Here is a 17,304-nt window from a genome sequence, read left to right on the forward strand (position 1 = left end):
CTGAATGTGATGCCCTCTTCGCGAGCAAGCTCACTCCCACAAGATTCGGCGGCGTGCAAAGAATCCCGGCACAACACTGATCCACTGTGGGAGCGAGCTTGCTCGCGAAAGCGCAGGGTCAGGCGGCTGTGATGCTGAATGTGATGCCCTCTTCGCGAGCAAGCTCACTCCCACAAGATTCGGCGGCGTGCAAAGAATCCCGGCACAACACAGATCCACTGTGGGAGCGGGCTTGCTCGCGAAAGCGTCGGGTCAGGCGACTGCGATGTTGAATGTAGCGCCGCCTTCGCGAGCAGGCTCGCTCCCACGGGGGGTACGGAGGATTTGCAGCGGGCGGGAAATTAATTCTGCCACCGGTGAATTATTTCGTGTCCGCATGTATCTGAGCCAGAAGAGCCGGCGCCATCATGGAGATGGCATCGCAGCGGTAATCTGGATCAGCGAGCGGGAACAGCGCAATGAAATCACGCAAGAACACCGTCAAACCGATCGGTTTGAAAGACATCACCATTGTCGACGACGCCAAGATGCGTAAGGCGATCACCGCCGCCGCGCTGGGCAACGCCATGGAATGGTTCGACTTTGGCGTCTACGGCTTTGTCGCCTATGTGCTCGGCAAGGTCTTCTTCCCCGGCGCCGATCCCGGCGTTCAAATGATCGCCGCGCTGGCGACCTTCTCCGTGCCCTTCCTCATCCGTCCGCTTGGCGGTTTGTTCTTCGGTGCGCTGGGCGACAAGTACGGTCGGCAGAAAGTCCTCGCCGCGACCATCGTCATCATGTCCCTGAGCACCTTCGCCATCGGCCTGATTCCGTCCTATGCCTCGATCGGCATCTGGGCGCCGATCCTGCTGTTGCTGGCGAAAATGGCCCAAGGTTTCTCGGTCGGTGGCGAATACACCGGCGCCTCGATCTTCGTCGCTGAATACGCGCCCGACCGTAAGCGCGGCTTCCTCGGCAGTTGGCTGGATTTCGGCTCGATCGCCGGTTTCGTCTTCGGCGCCGGCGTGGTGGTGCTGATCTCGACGATTCTTGGCGAACAGCGCTTCGAAGAATGGGGCTGGCGGATTCCGTTCTTCCTCGCCCTGCCGCTGGGCATGATCGGCCTGTATCTGCGCCACGCCCTCGAAGAAACCCCGGCGTTCCAGCAGCACGTGGAAAAACTCGAACAAGGCGACCGCGAAGGCCTCGCCGGTGGCCCGAAGGTGTCGTTCAAGGAAGTCGCAACCAAACACTGGCGCAGCCTGATGACCTGCATCGGCGTAGTGGCGGCGACCAACGTCACCTATTACATGCTGCTCACCTACATGCCGAGTTACCTGACGCACAACCTGCACTACAGCGAAAACCACGGTGTGCTGATCATCATCGCGATCATGGTCGGCATGCTCTTCGTGCAGCCGCTGATCGGTTTCATCAGCGACAAGATCGGCCGCAAGCCCTTCATCGTCGTCGGCAGCATTGGCCTGTTCATCTTCGCCATTCCGGCATTCATGCTGATCAACAGCGGCAGCATCGGCCTGATCTTCTCCGGCCTGCTGATCCTCGCGGTGCTGCTCAACTTCTTCATCGGCGTGATGGCCTCGACCCTGCCGGCGATGTTCCCCACGCACATCCGCTACAGCGCGCTGGCCAGTGCCTTCAACGTCTCGGTGCTGATCGCCGGTCTGACCCCGACTGCCGTGGCCTGGCTGGTGGAAAGCACCAACGATCTGTACATGCCTGCGTATTACCTGATGGTGATCGCCGTGGTCGGACTGGTCACTGGCGTGACCATGAAGGAAACCGCCAACAAGCCCCTGCGCGGCGCGGCCCCGGCGGCTTCCGACCTCGAAGAGGCCAAGGAGCTGTTGCAGGAACACCACGACAACATCGAGCAGAAAATCGAAGACATCGATGCCGAAATCGCCGCGCTGGAAGCCAAGCGCAAGGAACTGGCGCTCCAGCATCCGCGCATCGATTGATCAGTGCGGCGTCGGCAATCGGTCCGACGCCGCGCCGAGCTTGAGCTAGCCTTGAAACCGGATCGCATGCCATTCAAGGAGTTCACATGTTCAAGCTGATGAAAAGTTCGGTCGCTGGCGGATTGCTCTTCGCCAGCCTCCAGGCCGAAGCCGGCGGCATCATGATTTACGAGGCCGGCCACGAAGGCACCGGGCTGGCCAACGCCGGCTCTGCGGTCATGGCCAGCGACCCGAGCATTTTGATGACCAACCCGGCGGGCATCAGCCAACTGGCCGGCACGCAGATCAACTTCAACGCGCAGTTGATCCTCGGCGACGTCAGCTTCTCCCGCGACAACGCCAATACCTTCGGCGGCAACGAAGGTGGCAACGCCTTGAAGTACCTGCCCGGCTCCAGCTTCTTCATCAGCCATCAACTCGATGAGCGCTCCTCGATCGGCTTCGGCATGTACGGCAATTTCGGTCTGGCGCTGGACTACGACGATGACTGGGCCGGGCGCTATTTCGCTCAGGAGTCGGCCATTATCGGTGTGTCATTCCAGCCCACCTATGCCTACAAGATCACCGACGACCTGTCCGTCGGCCTCGGCCCACGCTTCATGCTTGGCTACTTCCGCACCGAAGTGGCGGTCAACAATAACGTGCTCGGTCTGGGCAACGCCGAGGATGGTCAGTTGCGCTACAAGGACACCGACTGGGGCACGGGTGCCAACGTCGGCGTGCTCTACAACCTCAACGAGCGGACCAGACTCGGGCTGGCCTGGACCAGCAAGATCAAGCTCAAATTCGAAGACAAACCCGAGCTGAAGAAAATCACCAATCCGCTGCTGCGTCTGGCGCTCAACCGTCTCGACGCCGATCAGCTGAACGTCGACATGAACGTGCCGCAGACCGTCACCACCAGCGTGTCCTACCAGCTCGATCCGCAGTGGACGCTGCTCGGCAGCCTCGGCTGGCAGGACTGGAGCGATTTCGGCAAGGTTGGCGTGGAAGTCGATACCGGCCTGGGCTCGACTTCCAGAACGGCGCAGCGGCAATACAAGGACACCTGGCATGCCTCGATCGGCGCGCAGCATCAGATCAACCCGAAACTGCGCTGGAACGTCGGCCTCGGTTACGACTCCTCGGCAGTGGACGACAAGGATCGCACCGTCGACAACCCGATGAACGAAGCGTGGCGCCTGGCGACCGGGGTCAGCTATGCGTTGCAGGAAGATGTCGACGTGCACATGAGCTACACGCTGATCTACCTCGGCGACATGGACGTGCAACAGACCAAAGCGCGCTCCGGCGGCTCGGTCTCCGGCGAATACAAAAACGCCGCCCTGCATGTGCTGGGCGGCGGCGTGGTCTGGCGTTTCTAGGGGTCACTGATCCTTTGGCGCCTGCGCCGGTGCGGTGAACCATTGCTCCGGCGGCACGCGCTTTTCCTGCTGCGGATCGCCCAGGTAATGCGGCGACATGATCTGCACGCCGTATTCATTGAACACGTCCTGAATATTGGCGTGGAGCATGCTCAGCAACACCGCACGCGGGCGCGGCTGGCTGGGGATGGCCTGGGCCACCAGGCGATACTCGGGATAGAAGTCCGACAGCGCAGTCTGGAACACCTGCGCCGGCGGGTCTTCGAGCACGCCCGGCGTGCGTTTGGCCGCCTCCAGCAGCATCGCTTCGACCTGGCGCCATGGCGTGTCGTAGCCGATGGTCACCACCGTGTCGACCACGTAGCCCGGACCTTGCACGGTGCGCGAGTAGTTCTTGGTCACGGTGCCGGTGATCATCGAGTTGGGCAGCGTCAGCACTTCACCGAGGCCGGTGCGAATCCGCGTGGTGAACATGCCCAGCTCGGTGACGGTGCCTTCGTACTCGCCGATCCTGACAAACTCGCCTGGGCGCAAAGTCCGCGTGTAGGTCAGGATCAACCCGGCCGCCGCTTGCCCGACGACGCTGGTGGCGCCAAGGGAAATCATCAGGCCGATCAGCACCGACAAGCCTTTGAACGCATCGGTCCCGGCGCCCGGCAGATAGGGATAAGCCATCGCCAGCGCAAACAGCCAGACTGCCAGTGCGGTCAGGCGTTGCGTCGGTTGCAGGGTTTCATGGTTGAGCCAGCTGAACGTCCCCGGCGCGGCCATCCGGCGCAGGATGCGTCGGGTAAATGCGGTCACGCCCCGGGCGATAAAGAAAATCGCCAGCGCCACGCCCAGCCCCGGTATCGCATCGACGATGCCCTGCAACAGATAACCGGCCAGTTCCACCAGATAGTTGTTGAGGCTTTCGCCCCACGGCCGCGTATACGGGAAGCGTGACAGGACAAAACCGAGCCATTCGTAGGACAGCAGCAGGATCAGCAACCAACGCAGGAACAACAGACAGCGGCTGACCAACGGGTAGAGAAAATTCGCATCGATCAGTTGCACCCGCCCGACCTTCAGCGCCTTGGTGTGGCGATCCATCAGCGCCGGCAGTTTCGCCAACAGCTTGTGGCGCAGCCATGACAGGCACCACAGCAGCGCCAGATAGATCAGCGTGGCCACCGCCGCCAGCGCCAGCGAACGCACAATCATCTGCACGTTGCGCGCCTCACGGGTCTCGTTGACCACCTGGCGCAGTTTTTCCGCTGCGCCCTCGGCGGCTTCCTGCACCGAGGAATAGGCCAGGCTATCGACGTCTTTCGGTGCAACGATGAATGCACGGGTATTGCCGATCAGCACCATGTAACTGTTCTGGATCGAATCAGTGTTGATTTTCAGCTCAGGGTCTTCCTCCAGCGCTTCACTGATCACGCGCTTCGCCCGCTTGACCCGTGAGGCCGGCGCCTCGCCAAGAATGGTCGCGCGAAACAGCATGATGCTGCGGTTGGCCACTTTCAGTTCTACCGCTTCGTCCGTTGCTGTCGTGGTGTCTTCCAGTGCCTGGCCGAGCCCGGACCACAGTGTTGCAGCCAGCAGCATCGTCAGCACCATCAGCCTGTTACGCATGCGCCGTTCCTTATGGCTGATTGTCGTGAGAGGTTTCGTCCAGCACTTCGCTGACGTCGGCCGGTTGATAGACCCAGCCGATGAACAATTCATAACCGACCGCCAGGATCACCGGCCCGGTGAACAGGCCGATGATGCCGCTGGTGACCATGCCGCCCAGCGCGCCGATCAGCACCACCGGCATCGGCACGGCCACGCCACGGCCGAGCAGCATCGGCTTGAGCACGTTGTCGGAGAGCCCGGCGATCACCATCCACACGGCGAAGATGATCGTGCCGGGGCCGACGCCATCATGGGCAAAGACAAACACCACCACCGGCACGGTAACCAGCAGCACCGGCAGTTGCATGATGCCCAGCAGCAACACCATCAACGCCAGCACACCGGCAGCGGGCACGCCCATGATCACCAGCGCCACGCCGATCAGGATCATCTGGATAAAAGCGATACCGACCACGCCCTGCGCCACCGCGCGAATGGTCGAAGTGCACAGCTGCGCGATCTGCGGGCCACGCACCGGGCCGGAAATCCGCGTGGTGATCGCCACCGCTGTGCGATGGCCGCGTTCGCCGTGGGTCATGATCAGTCCGGCGACAATCAGCGCCACGACAAACACCACGATGCCTGCGCCGACGCCGGCGGCCTGATGCAACAGCACCCGACCCCAACTGGTCAGGTGCGGCGCGAGTTCCTTGAACACCCAGCTCAGGTCCTGCGAAGCGTGCATCCAGATGCCATACAACGGCGCACCGATCAGCGGCCAGTCGGCGACATTGGCGGGTGGCGGCGGAATCTCGAACTGCCCCGCTTCCACGGTTTGCATGCCAACCTTCACCGAATCGGCCACGGATGCGCCGAGCAGGCTCAGCGGCACCATCAGGATCACCAGCCCCAGCAATACCAGCACAATCGCCGCCCAACCGTAGCGGTTGCCGAGTTTTGCGCCGAGTTTCTGGTTCAGCGGGTACAGCGTGACCGCGAGGATCAGCGCCCACAGCATCACATTGAGAAACGGATGGAAAATGTCGTAGCAGAACAGCACCAGGGTCGCGATCAACCCGGCGCGGATCAGCACGTCGAGCAAGGCTTTGGAACTGTTGAAGGCAATCAGCGGCTTATCTTCCATGGCAACATTCCTGAGCGGCGCAGCATTCGGGATGCGCTGAGCCTAGAACATGTTGCGCCGGTCTTCCTGTGGGGCGCGGGATTATCGGTTTACACAACACATGTGGGAGCAAGCCTGCTCGCGAAAGCGCAAGGTCAGGCAGCACGGATGCTCAGGCCATCTACCAACAAAACCATCACCCCACCGATTACTCCGCCCGCCGCATGGTGTTAAATAGGCGCCAGTCCCGACCTTGTCGCTTCAAGCCGTGCCACGAGAACCGCTATGAAAACCCCTGCCCAGAACATCCACGCTCAACAGGTGACCCCATGATCGAAGTCACCGAAGTCTCCATCGCCCAACTGCGCGCTGCCCTCGAATCCGGCCAGACCAATGCCGTGGAGCTGGTGCAGGCCTATCTGGCACGGATCGATGCCTACGACGGCGCCGACACCCCGACGGCACTCAACGCCGTCGTCGTGCGCAACCCCGAAGCACTGAACGAAGCCCGCGCCTCCGATGCCCGCCGTGCCAAAGGTGAAACCCTCGGCCCGCTCGATGGCATCCCCTACACCGCCAAGGACAGTTATCTGGTCAAGGGCCTGACCGCCGCTTCCGGCAGTCCGGCGTTTGCCGATCTGGTCGCCCATCGCGACGCCTTCACCATCGAACGCCTGCGCGCTGCCGGTGCGATTTGCCTGGGCAAGACCAACATGCCGCCGATGGCCAATGGTGGCATGCAACGCGGCGTCTATGGCCGCGCTGAAAGCCCGTACAACGCCGCTTACCTCACCGCCCCGTTCGCCTCCGGCTCGTCCAACGGCGCCGGCACCGCGACCGCTGCCAGTTTCGCTGCGTTCGGTCTGGCGGAGGAAACCTGGTCGAGCGGTCGCGGCCCTGCGTCGAACAACGGCCTGTGCGCCTACACCCCGTCGCGCGGCGTAATCTCGGTGCGCGGCAACTGGCCGTTGACCCCGACCATGGACGTCGTCGTGCCGTTCGCGCGGACCATGGCCGACCTGCTCGAAGTGCTCGACGTGGTCGTCGCCGAAGATACCGACACCCGTGGCGACCTCTGGCGCTTGCAACCGTGGGTGCCGATCCCGCGCGTTAGCGAAGTGCGCCCGGCTGCGTACAGTGAACTGGCCGCAGACGCCAAAGCCCTGGCCGGCAAACGTTTCGCCATCCCGCGCATGTACATCAATACCGACCCGGACGCCGGCACCAGCGAAGCCCCCGGCATTGGCGGCCCGACCGGTCAGCGCATCAATACCCGCGCGTCCGTGATCGATTTGTGGAAACAGGCGCGTCAGGCCCTTGAGGCCGCTGGCGCCGAAGTCGTCGAAACCGATTTCCCGCTGGTCTCCAACTGCGAAGGCGACCGCCCTGGCGCGCCAACCGTGTTCACCCGTGGGCTGGTGTCGAAAGAGTTTCTCCATCATGAACTGTGGGATCTGACAGCCTGGGCGTTCGACGACTTCCTGCAAGCCAACGGTGACCCGAAGCTTAATCGTCTGGTTGACGTCGACGGGCCGAAGATCTTCCCGCACGACCCGGGCACGCTGCCTAACCGAGAAGGCGATCTGGCCGCCGGCATGGACGAATACGTGCGCATGGCCGAACGCGGCATCACGCCGTGGAATGAAATCCCAACCGTGCCTGATGGCTTGCGTGGTCTGGAGCAGACCCGACGCATCGACCTTGAAGACTGGATGGACAGCCTCGGCCTCGACGCCGTGCTGTTTCCGACCGTCGCCGACGTCGGCCCGGCGGATGCGGATGTGAACCCGGCCTCGGCGGATATCGCCTGGAGCAACGGCGTCTGGGTGGCCAACGGCAACCTCGCGATCCGCCACCTCGGCGTCCCGACCGTCACCGTGCCCATGGGCGTGATGGCCGACATCGGCATGCCCGTCGGCCTGACCTTCGCCGGCCGCGCTTATGACGACTCGAACCTGCTGCGCTTGGCCGCCGCTTTCGAATCCACCGGCAGCAAACGCCAGATCCCACCGCGTACACCGCCGCTGGCTTAATGCACTGTGTCAGCTCCCGCAATCCCTGTGGGAGCTGGCTTGCCAGCGATGGCGGCCTGACGGCCTGACGGCCGCCACAGTTCTAATTGACTACCCCCGACTCAAACTGTGGGAGCGAGCCTGCTCGCGAAAGCGCTGTGTCAGTCAGCATTTTCGTTAACTGACACTCCGCATTCGCGAGCAGGCTCGCTCCCACAGGTTTTGTGGTGAAAGCTGCCAACTCAGCACATCAACCCAATCCTCTTTGTTCCCAATCTTCGATCATCAGCGCCATTCGAACTACCACCGGCCCTGACCATGATCAACCGCGCCCCCTCCCGCCTCACCCTGCTTGCCATGCTCTGCGGTCTGACCGGCACCGCCCATGCCAGCGGCTTCTTCGACGACGCCAAAAGCGATGTCCTGCTACGCAACTTCTACCTCAGCAACGACTACCGCTCGCCCACGCCCTCGGGGAAAAACTACAAACAGGAATGGGCACAGGGCTTTATCGGTAACTTCTCATCCGGTTTCACTGAAGGAACAATAGGCTTCGGCATTGACGCCCACGCCTTCGCCGGCCTGAAACTCGACGGCGGCAAGGGCCATTCCGGCACCGGTCTGCTACCGGTCGACAGCGATGGCCGCAGCGAACACGACTATTCCAGCGCGGGCGGTGCGCTCAAATTGAAAGCTTCGCGCACCACTCTGGCCTTCGGTGAAATGACCGTAGAAACGCCGGTCTTCGACACCTCCGACAAACGCCTGCAACCGGAATACGCCACAGGCTTTTTGCTCAACAGCGCCGAGTTCGACAACGTCAATCTGGTCGCCGGGCATTTCACCGCGTTCAAGAACCAGGACAGCTCTTCCGGCCAAGGCGACTTCTACGGTTACGGCGCCAACACCGAAGCGGGTGGCATCAGCTTCGTCGGTGCCGATCTGTTCAGCTCAAGCCCGATCGGCGGCGCGTTGTATGCCTCGGAACTGAGCGACACCTGGCACCAGTACTACGGTAACCTGCACTTCAAACAGTCCGGCGTGCTGCTCGACGCCAACCTCTACCACACCCGCGACACCGGCCGCGCCCTGGCCGGCGAGATCGATAACACCGCCTTCAGCCTCTCCGGCAAGTACAGCTTCGGCGCGCACGCAGTGATGCTCGGCTGGCAGCGGATCAATGGCGACACGCCGTTCGATTTCGTCGGCGGCGACTCGATCTACCTCGCCAACTCGATCAAATATGCCGACTTCAACGGCGCCAACGAACGCTCCTGGCAAGCCCGCTACGATCTCGACCTCGGCGCCTTCGGCATCCCCGGCCTGAACTTCATGACCCGCTACGTCAGCGGCAGCCACATCGACGGAACGCACGCGCCCAAGGGCGGCGCCTACAACCCTTTCGACGCCGAGAGCGGCGACTATCAACCGCAACAAGGCAGCGGCGGCAAACACTGGGAACGCGATATCGACCTGAAGTATGTAGTGCAGTCCGGCGCCGCGAAGGATCTGTCGGTGCAACTGTCGCACGTCACCCACCGCGCCAACGACGCGCAGGCCGGGGATGACATTGACCGGATATACGTGGTCATTCAGTACCCGCTGGGTTTCTGAGGTAACACGATCAACCCGCCCACAGGTTCCTACGTCGGCCACAAACCCTGAGTTTGCTCCTTGAGATCCAAATCAAATGATTTCAGCGTACGCAGCGCCTACAGCAGCTAGCCAAGTGCCATCACCTCGTTTATTCTGCGCCCCCGCATAAAAAGCCAAGCCAGGAAGGCATAGATTGACCTTCCTGTTTGTAGTCAATCAACGCAAGCAGATTCAGGGATGTACATGTTTCAGCTATTCAAACTCGGAGCGGCCGTCGTGCTCGCCGCGACGCTCAGCGGCTGCATTACCGAAAGCGCTTCTTGGGTCAGCGAACCCTTGCAACCCAAGGCAAGCGAGCCAGTCAGTTATCTCGTTGGCTCAATCGGGCCGCAATCACTCAAGCAATCAGCCGCTGACAACCAGCGAATCTTTTTCCGCAAACGCGGTTCCGAATACGGTGCGGCCGGCGTCTGGAAAATGGCCGGCGCTTACTCCACGCCGCAGGATGTTCAGGACGGTGTCGGCGCAGCGAGCGTATTCGTGCTTCCCCTGAAGCCGGGCGATTACGAGTTCTATGATTTCCAGTTCTTTTCCGCACGTTATCAACCTGGGCTAGGCACTGTTTTCACCTCGAGAGAGGCGCGGGAAAAATTCAACCTGCCGATGCGCCTGGAACCCGGCAAGGCCTATTACATCGGCGAGTTCCGTTCGTTCTGCCTGACCGCCGGTTTCTGCGCGTTCCGCTGGAGTGATCAGAACGCCCGCGATGCGCTGATTGCGCAACGTCTGGCGCCAGGATTGCCAACGCTGCAACCGCTGAAACTCGACCTGAACAGAGCTCAGCCCTACATCTTCACCGGCCCCATTCCGGGTATTGCCGTGGACGCCAAACCATGAAAAAAATCATCGTCCTCACCGCCGCCTCTCTGTTGACCGGTTGCGCGGCGACCAACACCTTGCCCGAGCGCACGCTTTCGGACGGTCAGGATTATCTGCAGCCGATTCACGTTATGGTCGATGATCCGGAAAACGGCTCCAGCCTGCGCAACCACCTGCGTCAGACCGGTGTGTTCCGCACCATCGAAACCGGCAGCGGTAAAGCTGACGAGTACAACGTGCAGGTCAAACTCAATGTGGAACGTCACCTGCCGCCGTTTCCGGTGATTCTGCTGAGCACCGCGACGTTGTTCTTGCTGCCGCTGTCGAACGAATTCGATACGCAAACCGAATTCACCGTGTACCAGGGTGACAAGCGACTGAAGCAATACACCTATCGCAACATCACTCAAAAATACGTCTGGCTACTGGATCAGGGCGGCGAGATGCGCGAACAGAACCTCGGCCGCATCGCCCGCGCCTTCGCGCAGGATGTGCAGCAGGACCGGCTGATCCCGGCAGTCGCGCAATGAACCGCGCGATGATAAAAGTCGCCGGCCTGCTCTGTGCCTCACTGATGCTGGGCGGCTGCGCCAACACCTTGCAACCGCTCGATTACCATGCCGATCAGGCCTACGTGCCGGTCACGCTCGGCATGGGGCCGGCGTATACGCGCATCGACGAGCAGCATCAGCGCGAAACCGTCAGCGTCCTGAAAAAGACCGGCGCGTTCTCGATGCTCGATGGCGGTTACACCCGCAACGGCTACAGCCTGTTGATCACCGAACCCAGCGACGGCAAGGTCAACTGGCTGGCGCTGGTCAACGTCTTCACCCTGTTCACCTTCCCGATGCCCTACCACTACCAGGACAACCTGCGCGGCTCGGTCTTCAAGGATGGCCAACTGCTCAAAACCTACAACTACTCCCGCGAAGGCTGGAGCGTGATGACGTGGTATGTGCCGATTCCCGGGGTCGAGAACAAACGGCAGATGCTCGACCAGTTGTTGGTGGAAATGGACCGGGACAAGGTGATTCCGTATCAGCCGTGAGGCTGGGTGATGGGGGCTGGTGCGGTGGACTGCGGCGCAATGAATTGCAATGAGGGAGCGAGCCTGCTCGCGAAGAGGCCATCAGGTTCGGCGCAATTCTTTGATTTAAACGAAGCTGTTTAAAAGACACCTGCGGATACGGTCTCAAGGCTACAAATCCTTGCGCCGTTGCCTACAGCTACGCCAGAATCCGCCGGCTTGTGCGCCTTGAGGGCGGGTTCTATTGTGGTGCGGTCGCTGACGAATCAGCGATCGGGTTTAGCGACCCGGATCTTAATTAGGTGCATCAGCGGTCCATGCTTCGTCGCAGGTTCAATTCTGCGACTGCGCTATGGTGGCTGTATGCGGGAGACCTTCGGGTCTGCCGGGTGCCTATAACCGGTTCGCTAACCTGCGTACAGCCGCCACCTACTGTTTAGCGACAGTGCCTGACGGCTCCACTTAATAGGAGCTTTATCATGATCAAACCAACACCCAACCCACCCGAAACCGATCCCACCTCCCCCTACGAATCCCTCGACTCCAAAAAACTCCACCAAGCCGCCGACCGCGCCCTCGACCACTACCTCTGCCCACCCGGCTCAACCCCACCGCCGTTCAGCCCCCGCGCCATGTACGCCGTCACCGCCGACACCAAAAACGAAGACCTGCTGGCCAACGCCTGCGAAACCCTCGCCTCGGCCAAAACCATCGCCCAGGAATTCGCCGGGCTGGTCAAGCCATCCCAGCGCCGGACGCTGATGGGGATTGCGCAACTGATCATGCTTGGGGAACTGGCGGTGAATCGGGTGCTGGATAATCTGGAGTTGCCGGGCTAATGCGGGCCGGCTGAGTTATGCGATGCCCGTGCCGGCCTCTTCGCGAGCAGGCTCGCTCCCACATTGATCCTGGTCGGACGCAAACTTTGCGACCACTGAAGGAACTTGGGGTAGCGAGCCTGCTCGCGATCACAAAGGGACGGATTTATTTAACCCGATGGATGTGCTCGGGCAGCAGATGCGGTTGCGGGTCTGAAAATGCAGCCTGCGGCAGTTCGAGCGATATACGCATGAGCTTCCGAAGGCTGTGATTCGTTCTTGTAACGGCTAGGCTTATACTCGTTAGCGCACCATTAGTATGATAATTTGCGCAAAGTTCCCCATCCGCAAAGGGCCCGATCATGGCTACCGTACGCAAAACCATAACCGTGACTGACCAGCAAGACCATTGGATCAAAGCTCAAATAGAAGCGGGACATTACACCAACGATAGCGAATATATCCGCGATTTGATCCGTCGAGAGCAAGAGCGAAACGCTGAACTGGAAACCGTCCGCGCAGCCCTTCGAGAAGGAGAATCCAGTGGTGCCCCCCGGCCTTTCGATGCTGATGCTTTCAAAAAGAGAATGTTGAGTGCGCATGGCTGAATACCGACTTACCCCCGCCGCCGAAGCGGATCTTGAGGCTATCTGGACCTATACAGCTCAACAATGGGGTTTGGATCAGGCCAATCGCTACATCGACATCCTGACTGCGTCTTTCGAGCAGTTGGCTGATCGCCCCAAAACAGCACCAGCATGCGACGCGATCCGCCCCGGTTACCGACGCTGCAGCGTGGAGAGTCACATGATTTATTTTCGCATCACCGCCTATGGGATCGCGATAATCAGAATCTTGCATGACCGGATGGAAGCGCAGCGTAATCTCTGACCTTCTCGTATCACCGAAAATCAAAAGATCGCAGCCTTCGGCAGCTCCTACAAACCGGTGTAGGAGCTGCCGAAGGCTGCGATCTTTTGCTCTAGAGAGACTGGCGGAAGACAGCCGGAGTCGAACCTGCCCGGGAACGGATGCCGTCCCCAACCGGGTTTGAAGCCCGGCCGCGCCACCGGGCGCGATTGTCTTCCTGAACTCAGGGTGCGCAGGCGTTAGCCAGCGCGTTGTCGGGGCGGATCTGGCGGGATTCGCCGAGGCGGCGGGTCAGGCCGAGGCGGTCGAAATATTCCAGATACTGAATACAGCGTTTGCGTCCCAAGCCTAGCGCATCGCGGAAGGTTGTCACCTCAATCGCGGGATTTTCTTCGGCGAGTTTCAGCAGCAACGCTGCCATTTGCCGCAGGACGATGTCGCTGATGAACAGGTCGCGCACCACCTGGTGCATCAGGCCAAGGCGTGCGAGTTTGCGCAGCAGCAGGCGGACGCTGGCATCGTCTTCGCCGAGCATTTTCGCCGCGTCGCGTACCCACGGCGGGTCGAAACCGGCCTGTTCGAATAACGGCTGTAATTGCTCCCAGAGGGTTTCGTCGTCGGCATTCAGGCGCACCTGATGATCGGACAGGTGCAGCCAGGGGCCGCTGGCGAGGATCGAGCCGGCGCTGAGCAGTTCGTCGAGCAGGCTGATGAAGGTCGAGCGTTCCAGTGCCAGCGCGCTGAAGCGGCGCAGGCGATCGCGGTCCGGCCCCATCTGGTCGGGTTCCTGTTCGTGGAATCGCGCCAGTTGTTCGAGCAAGGTGAATTTCAACTGGCCCCAGCGCTGCACGTTGAACAGCAGCGGGCCTTGGCGGGTGTCGATCAGGCGGATGTTTTCCGCCAGCGACCACTGCGGGCGCGGGCGGTTGAACTGGCGTTCGAGGCGTTGCGGGTCGAGGCCGCCGGGGCTGTGGTTGAGCAGTGCCGGCAAGGCTTGTTCGAGGCTGACGCTGAGCGCGAGGGTTTGCAGTTGCGCCAGACGTTCGGGGCTGCGACGTTGGCGCGCCGGGGCGAACGGGTCGAGCACAACGCCGCCGCCCAGTGTGCGCTGGGCGCTGGCGTCGCGCAGGATCAGCCGATCGCCCTTTACTGCGTGCACTGGTGCGTCGATCAGCAGTTGCGCGAACATGCGCTCGCCGGGACTCAGGCGCGGGCCTTGCAATAAAGCGACGCGGGCGATGACGTCCTGGGTGCCGAGGTGCACATGCACCGGGTGGAAATGTTCGAAGGTGCGCTCGCCAGGCAACAGCTGAAAGTCGATGTCGATGCGCTGGGTCGGGGCGTGCAGCCAGTCCGCCAGCAGCCATTGGCCACGGTGGATCTGCGCCAGTTCCAGACGATCGCCGCTGAGGTTCAGCGCGACGCGTTGGCCGGCAAAGGCTTGTTCGGCAGCCTGATTTTGCGCGTGCAGGCCACGGATGCGCACCGATTTCCCGGCTGGCGCCAGAACCAATTTTTCGCCCACTGCAACCGTGCCCGACAACGCCGTGCCGGTGACCACAATCCCCGCACCCGCAACGCTGAAAGCCCGATCAATCGCCAGACGAAAGCCGCCCTCGCAACCGCGCGCCTGCACCTCGTTCTGCGCCTGCAATAACGCCGAACGCAACTCATCGACGCCCTGCCCGTTCACGCTCGACACGGTAAAAATCGGCGCATCCGCGAATGGCCCGGGCGCCAGCAAATCGAGCACTTGGCGCTGCACCTCTTCCACCCTGCCCGCTCCCGCCCGGTCGCATTTAGTGATCGCCACCAGCGCGCGCGGGATGCCGAGCAGTTCGACGATCGCCAGATGCTCTCGCGTCTGCGGCATCACGCCGTCGTCGGCCGCGACCACCAGCAACACCAGATCGATGCCCTGCGCACCAGCGAGCATGTTGTGGGTGAATTTTTCGTGGCCGGGCACGTCGATGAAGCCGGTCAGCCCGGCGCCCGCTGCGAGTTCGGCGTAGAGATAACCGAGGTCGATGGTCATGCCGCGTTCGCGCTCCTGCGGGCGGCGGTCGCCGGTTTGTCCGGTCAGCGCTTGCAACAGCGAAGTCTTGCCGTGGTCGATGTGCCCCGCCGTGCCGACGATCACCGGTCGACCTGCAATTGCGCCAACTGCGCCAGCCACGCTGGCTCATCGTCGAGCTGACGCAGATCGAGCCACAGCGCATCGTCGCCGATTCGACCGAGCACCGGGATCGGCAAACCGCGCAACGCCGCTTCGAGATTGAGCAGATAACGCCCACGCCAGCGCTTGGACACTTGCGGGCGACAACACAGCGCTGCACTCGGCAGACGCGCCACCGGTTGGCTGCCGCTGCCGATCATGCCCAAGGCTTCGACGGCGCTGACTTGCCAGACCTCGCCCAAGACATCGGCGAGCAGCGGTTGCAAACGCACAGCCTGCGCATGAATCTCGGCTTGCGGGCGGATCAACAGCCGCAGACTCGGCAGGCGTTCGGCGAGGCGATCCGGGTCGCGATACAGACCGAGCACCGCCTCCAGCGCGGCCAGGGTCAACTTGTCGACCCGCAGTGCGCGTTTCAGTGGATTCTTCTTGATCTTCGCGATCAGTTCCTTGCGTCCGACAATCAATCCGGCCTGCGGCCCGCCGAGCAATTTGTCGCCGCTGAAGGTGACGATGTCGGCGCCATCGAGCAAGGCCTGCCGCACCGTCGGTTCCGCCGGCAGGCCCCAGCGCGTCAGGTCGAGCAGACTGCCGCTGCCCAGATCTTCCAGCAACGGCAAGCCATGAGCGTGAGCCAACTCGGCCAGTTCCGCAGTCGGCACCCGCGCGGTGAAGCCTTCGATGCTGTAGTTGCTGGCATGCACGCGCATGATCAAACCGCTGCGCGGGCCGATTGCCGCTTGGTAATCCCTGGCATGGGTGCGGTTGGTGGTGCCGACTTCGTGCAGGCGCACGCCGGCGCGGGCCATGATGTCGGGGATGCGGAAGGCGCCGCCGATTTCGATCAGCTCACCGCGCGAGATGATGCCTTCCTTGCGCGCGCCGAGGCTGCTGAGGGTCAGCAGCACGGCGGCGGCATTGTTATTGACCACGGTGACGGCTTCGGCGCCGGTCAGTTCGCGGATCAGGCCTTCGATCAGATCGTCACGATCACCGCGCTTGCCGCTGGCCAGGTCGAACTCGAGATTGAGCGGATAGCGTGCGGCCATTTGCACTGCTTCGATGGCTTCTTCGGGCAGCAAGGCGCGGCCGAGATTGGTGTGCAGCACCGTGCCGGTCAGGTTGAATACCCGGCGCACCTGGCTGCGTTTTTGTTGCGCCAAGCGTTCGCCGACGCGGCCGGCGAGCACTTCGGGGCCGATTTCCACAGCCGCCAATTGCCCGCTCAACACGTCAGGCCTTAGCTCATCGAGCAACTGACGCAGGCCAGTCAGCAACGAATCCCGGCCGTAACGCTCGGCCAACGGCGCGCACGCCGGGTGACGCAACAAGCCATCAATGGACGGCAACCGCAGGGCAACGCTGGAAGACATCAGCCACTCCTGATTCGACTGAAACAGCTCCTTCGGGAACAAGCTACCTCCCCAAGGGTTTCAGAAGTGTAGACGCACTGCCGAAGCTAGCTTGCTCGCGAAAGCGGTAAGTCATTCAGTGTGGATGTGGCTGACCTGACGCTTTCGCGAGCAGGCTCGCTCCCACAGAGAAATCCGGGGCTGACCGGGCTTTGTGATTCGGCACACAAATCTGTGGCTGGCTTGCCAGCGATTGCGGTGGGTCAGTCAAAGAAGGCGGTGAATGTGCCGACCGAATCGCTGGCAAGCCAGCTCCCACAGGGATTCGGGGTGGAATGAACATTGTTGGTCACCACAAAAAACCTGTGGGAGCGAGCCTGCTCGCGAATGCGGTGTGTCAGTTAGTGTGGTTGTCGCTGACCAGACGCCTTCGCGAGCAAGCTCGCTCCCACAGAGAAATCCGGGGCTGACCGGGCTTTGTGATTCGGCACACAAATCTGTGGCTGGCTTGCCAGCTCCCACAGGGA

General features: G+C 61.7%; 14 protein-coding genes and 1 tRNA gene. 10 read left to right on the top strand and 5 right to left on the bottom strand.

Annotation, left to right across the window (positions count from 1 at the left end):
• Positions 1-458: 458 nt before the first annotated feature.
• Both proP and AC0IXA_RS01990 read left to right on the top strand, forming a co-directional pair.
• On the top strand, positions 459-1,961 hold the full coding sequence (proP, locus tag AC0IXA_RS01985; RefSeq protein ID WP_024013032.1) for a glycine betaine/L-proline transporter ProP: 1,503 nt from the start codon (positions 459-461) through the stop codon (positions 1,959-1,961).
• 86 nt (positions 1,962-2,047) lie between these two features.
• Positions 2,048-3,325 (top strand): OmpP1/FadL family transporter, encoded by a 1,278-nt coding sequence (locus AC0IXA_RS01990; RefSeq protein ID WP_471811422.1) that lies wholly within the window; start codon positions 2,048-2,050, stop codon positions 3,323-3,325.
• A 3-nt stretch (positions 3,326-3,328) separates the two neighbouring features.
• Here the strand turns inward: AC0IXA_RS01990 and AC0IXA_RS01995 are convergent, their stop codons facing one another.
• A complete protein-coding gene (locus tag AC0IXA_RS01995) occupies positions 3,329-4,942 on the bottom strand; it encodes a mechanosensitive ion channel family protein (protein ID WP_471811424.1) in 1,614 nt (537 codons plus the stop codon).
• Between the two features lie 10 nt (positions 4,943-4,952).
• Positions 4,953-6,068 carry an AI-2E family transporter gene (locus AC0IXA_RS02000; protein ID WP_016774807.1) on the bottom strand — a complete coding sequence of 372 codons (1,116 nt, stop codon included), beginning with the start codon at positions 6,066-6,068 and terminating at the stop codon, positions 4,953-4,955.
• A gap of 308 nt (positions 6,069-6,376) precedes the next feature.
• Here AC0IXA_RS02000 and AC0IXA_RS02005 point away from each other — a divergent pair, with 308 nt between their 5' ends.
• The 8 genes from AC0IXA_RS02005 (at position 6,377) to AC0IXA_RS02040 (ending at position 13,270) form a co-directional block, all read left to right on the top strand.
• Positions 6,377-8,080 carry an amidase gene (locus AC0IXA_RS02005; RefSeq protein WP_471811426.1) on the top strand — a complete coding sequence of 568 codons (1,704 nt, stop codon included), beginning with the start codon at positions 6,377-6,379 and terminating at the stop codon, positions 8,078-8,080.
• A 297-nt stretch (positions 8,081-8,377) separates the two neighbouring features.
• Positions 8,378-9,673, top strand: coding sequence for an OprD family porin (locus tag AC0IXA_RS02010; protein ID WP_471811428.1), 1,296 nt, complete (start codon positions 8,378-8,380; stop codon positions 9,671-9,673).
• 225 nt (positions 9,674-9,898) lie between these two features.
• Positions 9,899-10,552: a hypothetical protein gene (locus AC0IXA_RS02015; protein WP_038862158.1), complete on the top strand. Its 654-nt coding sequence runs from the start codon at positions 9,899-9,901 to the stop codon at positions 10,550-10,552.
• Positions 10,549-11,064 (top strand): hypothetical protein, encoded by a 516-nt coding sequence (locus tag AC0IXA_RS02020; protein ID WP_471811430.1) that lies wholly within the window; start codon positions 10,549-10,551, stop codon positions 11,062-11,064. Before AC0IXA_RS02015 ends, AC0IXA_RS02020 begins: the two co-directional genes overlap by 4 nt.
• 8 nt (positions 11,065-11,072) lie before the next feature.
• Complete coding sequence (locus AC0IXA_RS02025; RefSeq protein ID WP_016774812.1) at positions 11,073-11,582, top strand: hypothetical protein; 510 nt, start codon at positions 11,073-11,075, stop codon at positions 11,580-11,582.
• Between the two features lie 458 nt (positions 11,583-12,040).
• Positions 12,041-12,400 (top strand): DUF6124 family protein, encoded by a 360-nt coding sequence (locus tag AC0IXA_RS02030; RefSeq protein ID WP_042607541.1) that lies wholly within the window; start codon positions 12,041-12,043, stop codon positions 12,398-12,400.
• Between the two features lie 341 nt (positions 12,401-12,741).
• On the top strand, positions 12,742-12,987 hold the full coding sequence (locus tag AC0IXA_RS02035; protein WP_471811433.1) for a type II toxin-antitoxin system ParD family antitoxin: 246 nt from the start codon (positions 12,742-12,744) through the stop codon (positions 12,985-12,987).
• The gene (locus AC0IXA_RS02040; RefSeq protein WP_073476220.1) at positions 12,980-13,270 is read left to right on the top strand and encodes a type II toxin-antitoxin system RelE/ParE family toxin; all 291 of its coding nucleotides are present in this window, start codon (positions 12,980-12,982) and stop codon (positions 13,268-13,270) included. The genes AC0IXA_RS02035 and AC0IXA_RS02040 overlap by 8 nt, the downstream gene beginning before the upstream one ends.
• 101 nt (positions 13,271-13,371) lie before the next feature.
• Here the strand turns inward: AC0IXA_RS02040 and AC0IXA_RS02045 are convergent.
• The 3 genes from AC0IXA_RS02045 to selA all read right to left on the bottom strand — a co-directional run bounded on the left by AC0IXA_RS02045 (position 13,372) and on the right by selA (position 16,798).
• A tRNA-Sec gene (locus AC0IXA_RS02045) sits at positions 13,372-13,467 on the bottom strand.
• Between the two features lie 5 nt (positions 13,468-13,472).
• Positions 13,473-15,389 carry a selenocysteine-specific translation elongation factor gene (selB, locus tag AC0IXA_RS02050; protein WP_471811626.1) on the bottom strand — a complete coding sequence of 639 codons (1,917 nt, stop codon included), beginning with the start codon at positions 15,387-15,389 and terminating at the stop codon, positions 13,473-13,475.
• Complete coding sequence (gene selA, locus AC0IXA_RS02055) at positions 15,386-16,798, bottom strand: L-seryl-tRNA(Sec) selenium transferase (RefSeq protein WP_471811435.1); 1,413 nt, start codon at positions 16,796-16,798, stop codon at positions 15,386-15,388. The genes selB and selA overlap by 4 nt, the downstream gene beginning before the upstream one ends.
• Positions 16,799-17,304 lie beyond the last annotated feature (506 nt).

The organism is Pseudomonas sp. AC083, from assembly GCF_979253165.1.

Excerpts from the sequence above, each read along its gene's own strand:
- proP (WP_024013032.1), top strand. The coding sequence starts at position 459 with ATGAAATCACGCAAGAACACCGTCAAACCGATCGGTTTGAAAGACATC.
- AC0IXA_RS01990 (WP_471811422.1), top strand. The coding sequence starts at position 2,048 with ATGTTCAAGCTGATGAAAAGTTCGGTCGCTGGCGGATTGCTCTTCGCC.
- AC0IXA_RS01995 (WP_471811424.1), bottom strand. The coding sequence starts at position 4,942 with ATGCGTAACAGGCTGATGGTGCTGACGATGCTGCTGGCTGCAACACTG.
- AC0IXA_RS02000 (WP_016774807.1), bottom strand. The coding sequence starts at position 6,068 with ATGGAAGATAAGCCGCTGATTGCCTTCAACAGTTCCAAAGCCTTGCTC.
- AC0IXA_RS02005 (WP_471811426.1), top strand. The coding sequence starts at position 6,377 with ATGATCGAAGTCACCGAAGTCTCCATCGCCCAACTGCGCGCTGCCCTC.
- AC0IXA_RS02010 (WP_471811428.1), top strand. The coding sequence starts at position 8,378 with ATGATCAACCGCGCCCCCTCCCGCCTCACCCTGCTTGCCATGCTCTGC.
- AC0IXA_RS02015 (WP_038862158.1), top strand. The coding sequence starts at position 9,899 with ATGTTTCAGCTATTCAAACTCGGAGCGGCCGTCGTGCTCGCCGCGACG.
- AC0IXA_RS02020 (WP_471811430.1), top strand. The coding sequence starts at position 10,549 with ATGAAAAAAATCATCGTCCTCACCGCCGCCTCTCTGTTGACCGGTTGC.
- AC0IXA_RS02025 (WP_016774812.1), top strand. The coding sequence starts at position 11,073 with ATGATAAAAGTCGCCGGCCTGCTCTGTGCCTCACTGATGCTGGGCGGC.
- AC0IXA_RS02030 (WP_042607541.1), top strand. The coding sequence starts at position 12,041 with ATGATCAAACCAACACCCAACCCACCCGAAACCGATCCCACCTCCCCC.
- AC0IXA_RS02035 (WP_471811433.1), top strand. The coding sequence starts at position 12,742 with ATGGCTACCGTACGCAAAACCATAACCGTGACTGACCAGCAAGACCAT.
- AC0IXA_RS02040 (WP_073476220.1), top strand. The coding sequence starts at position 12,980 with ATGGCTGAATACCGACTTACCCCCGCCGCCGAAGCGGATCTTGAGGCT.
- selA (WP_471811435.1), bottom strand. The coding sequence starts at position 16,798 with ATGTCTTCCAGCGTTGCCCTGCGGTTGCCGTCCATTGATGGCTTGTTG.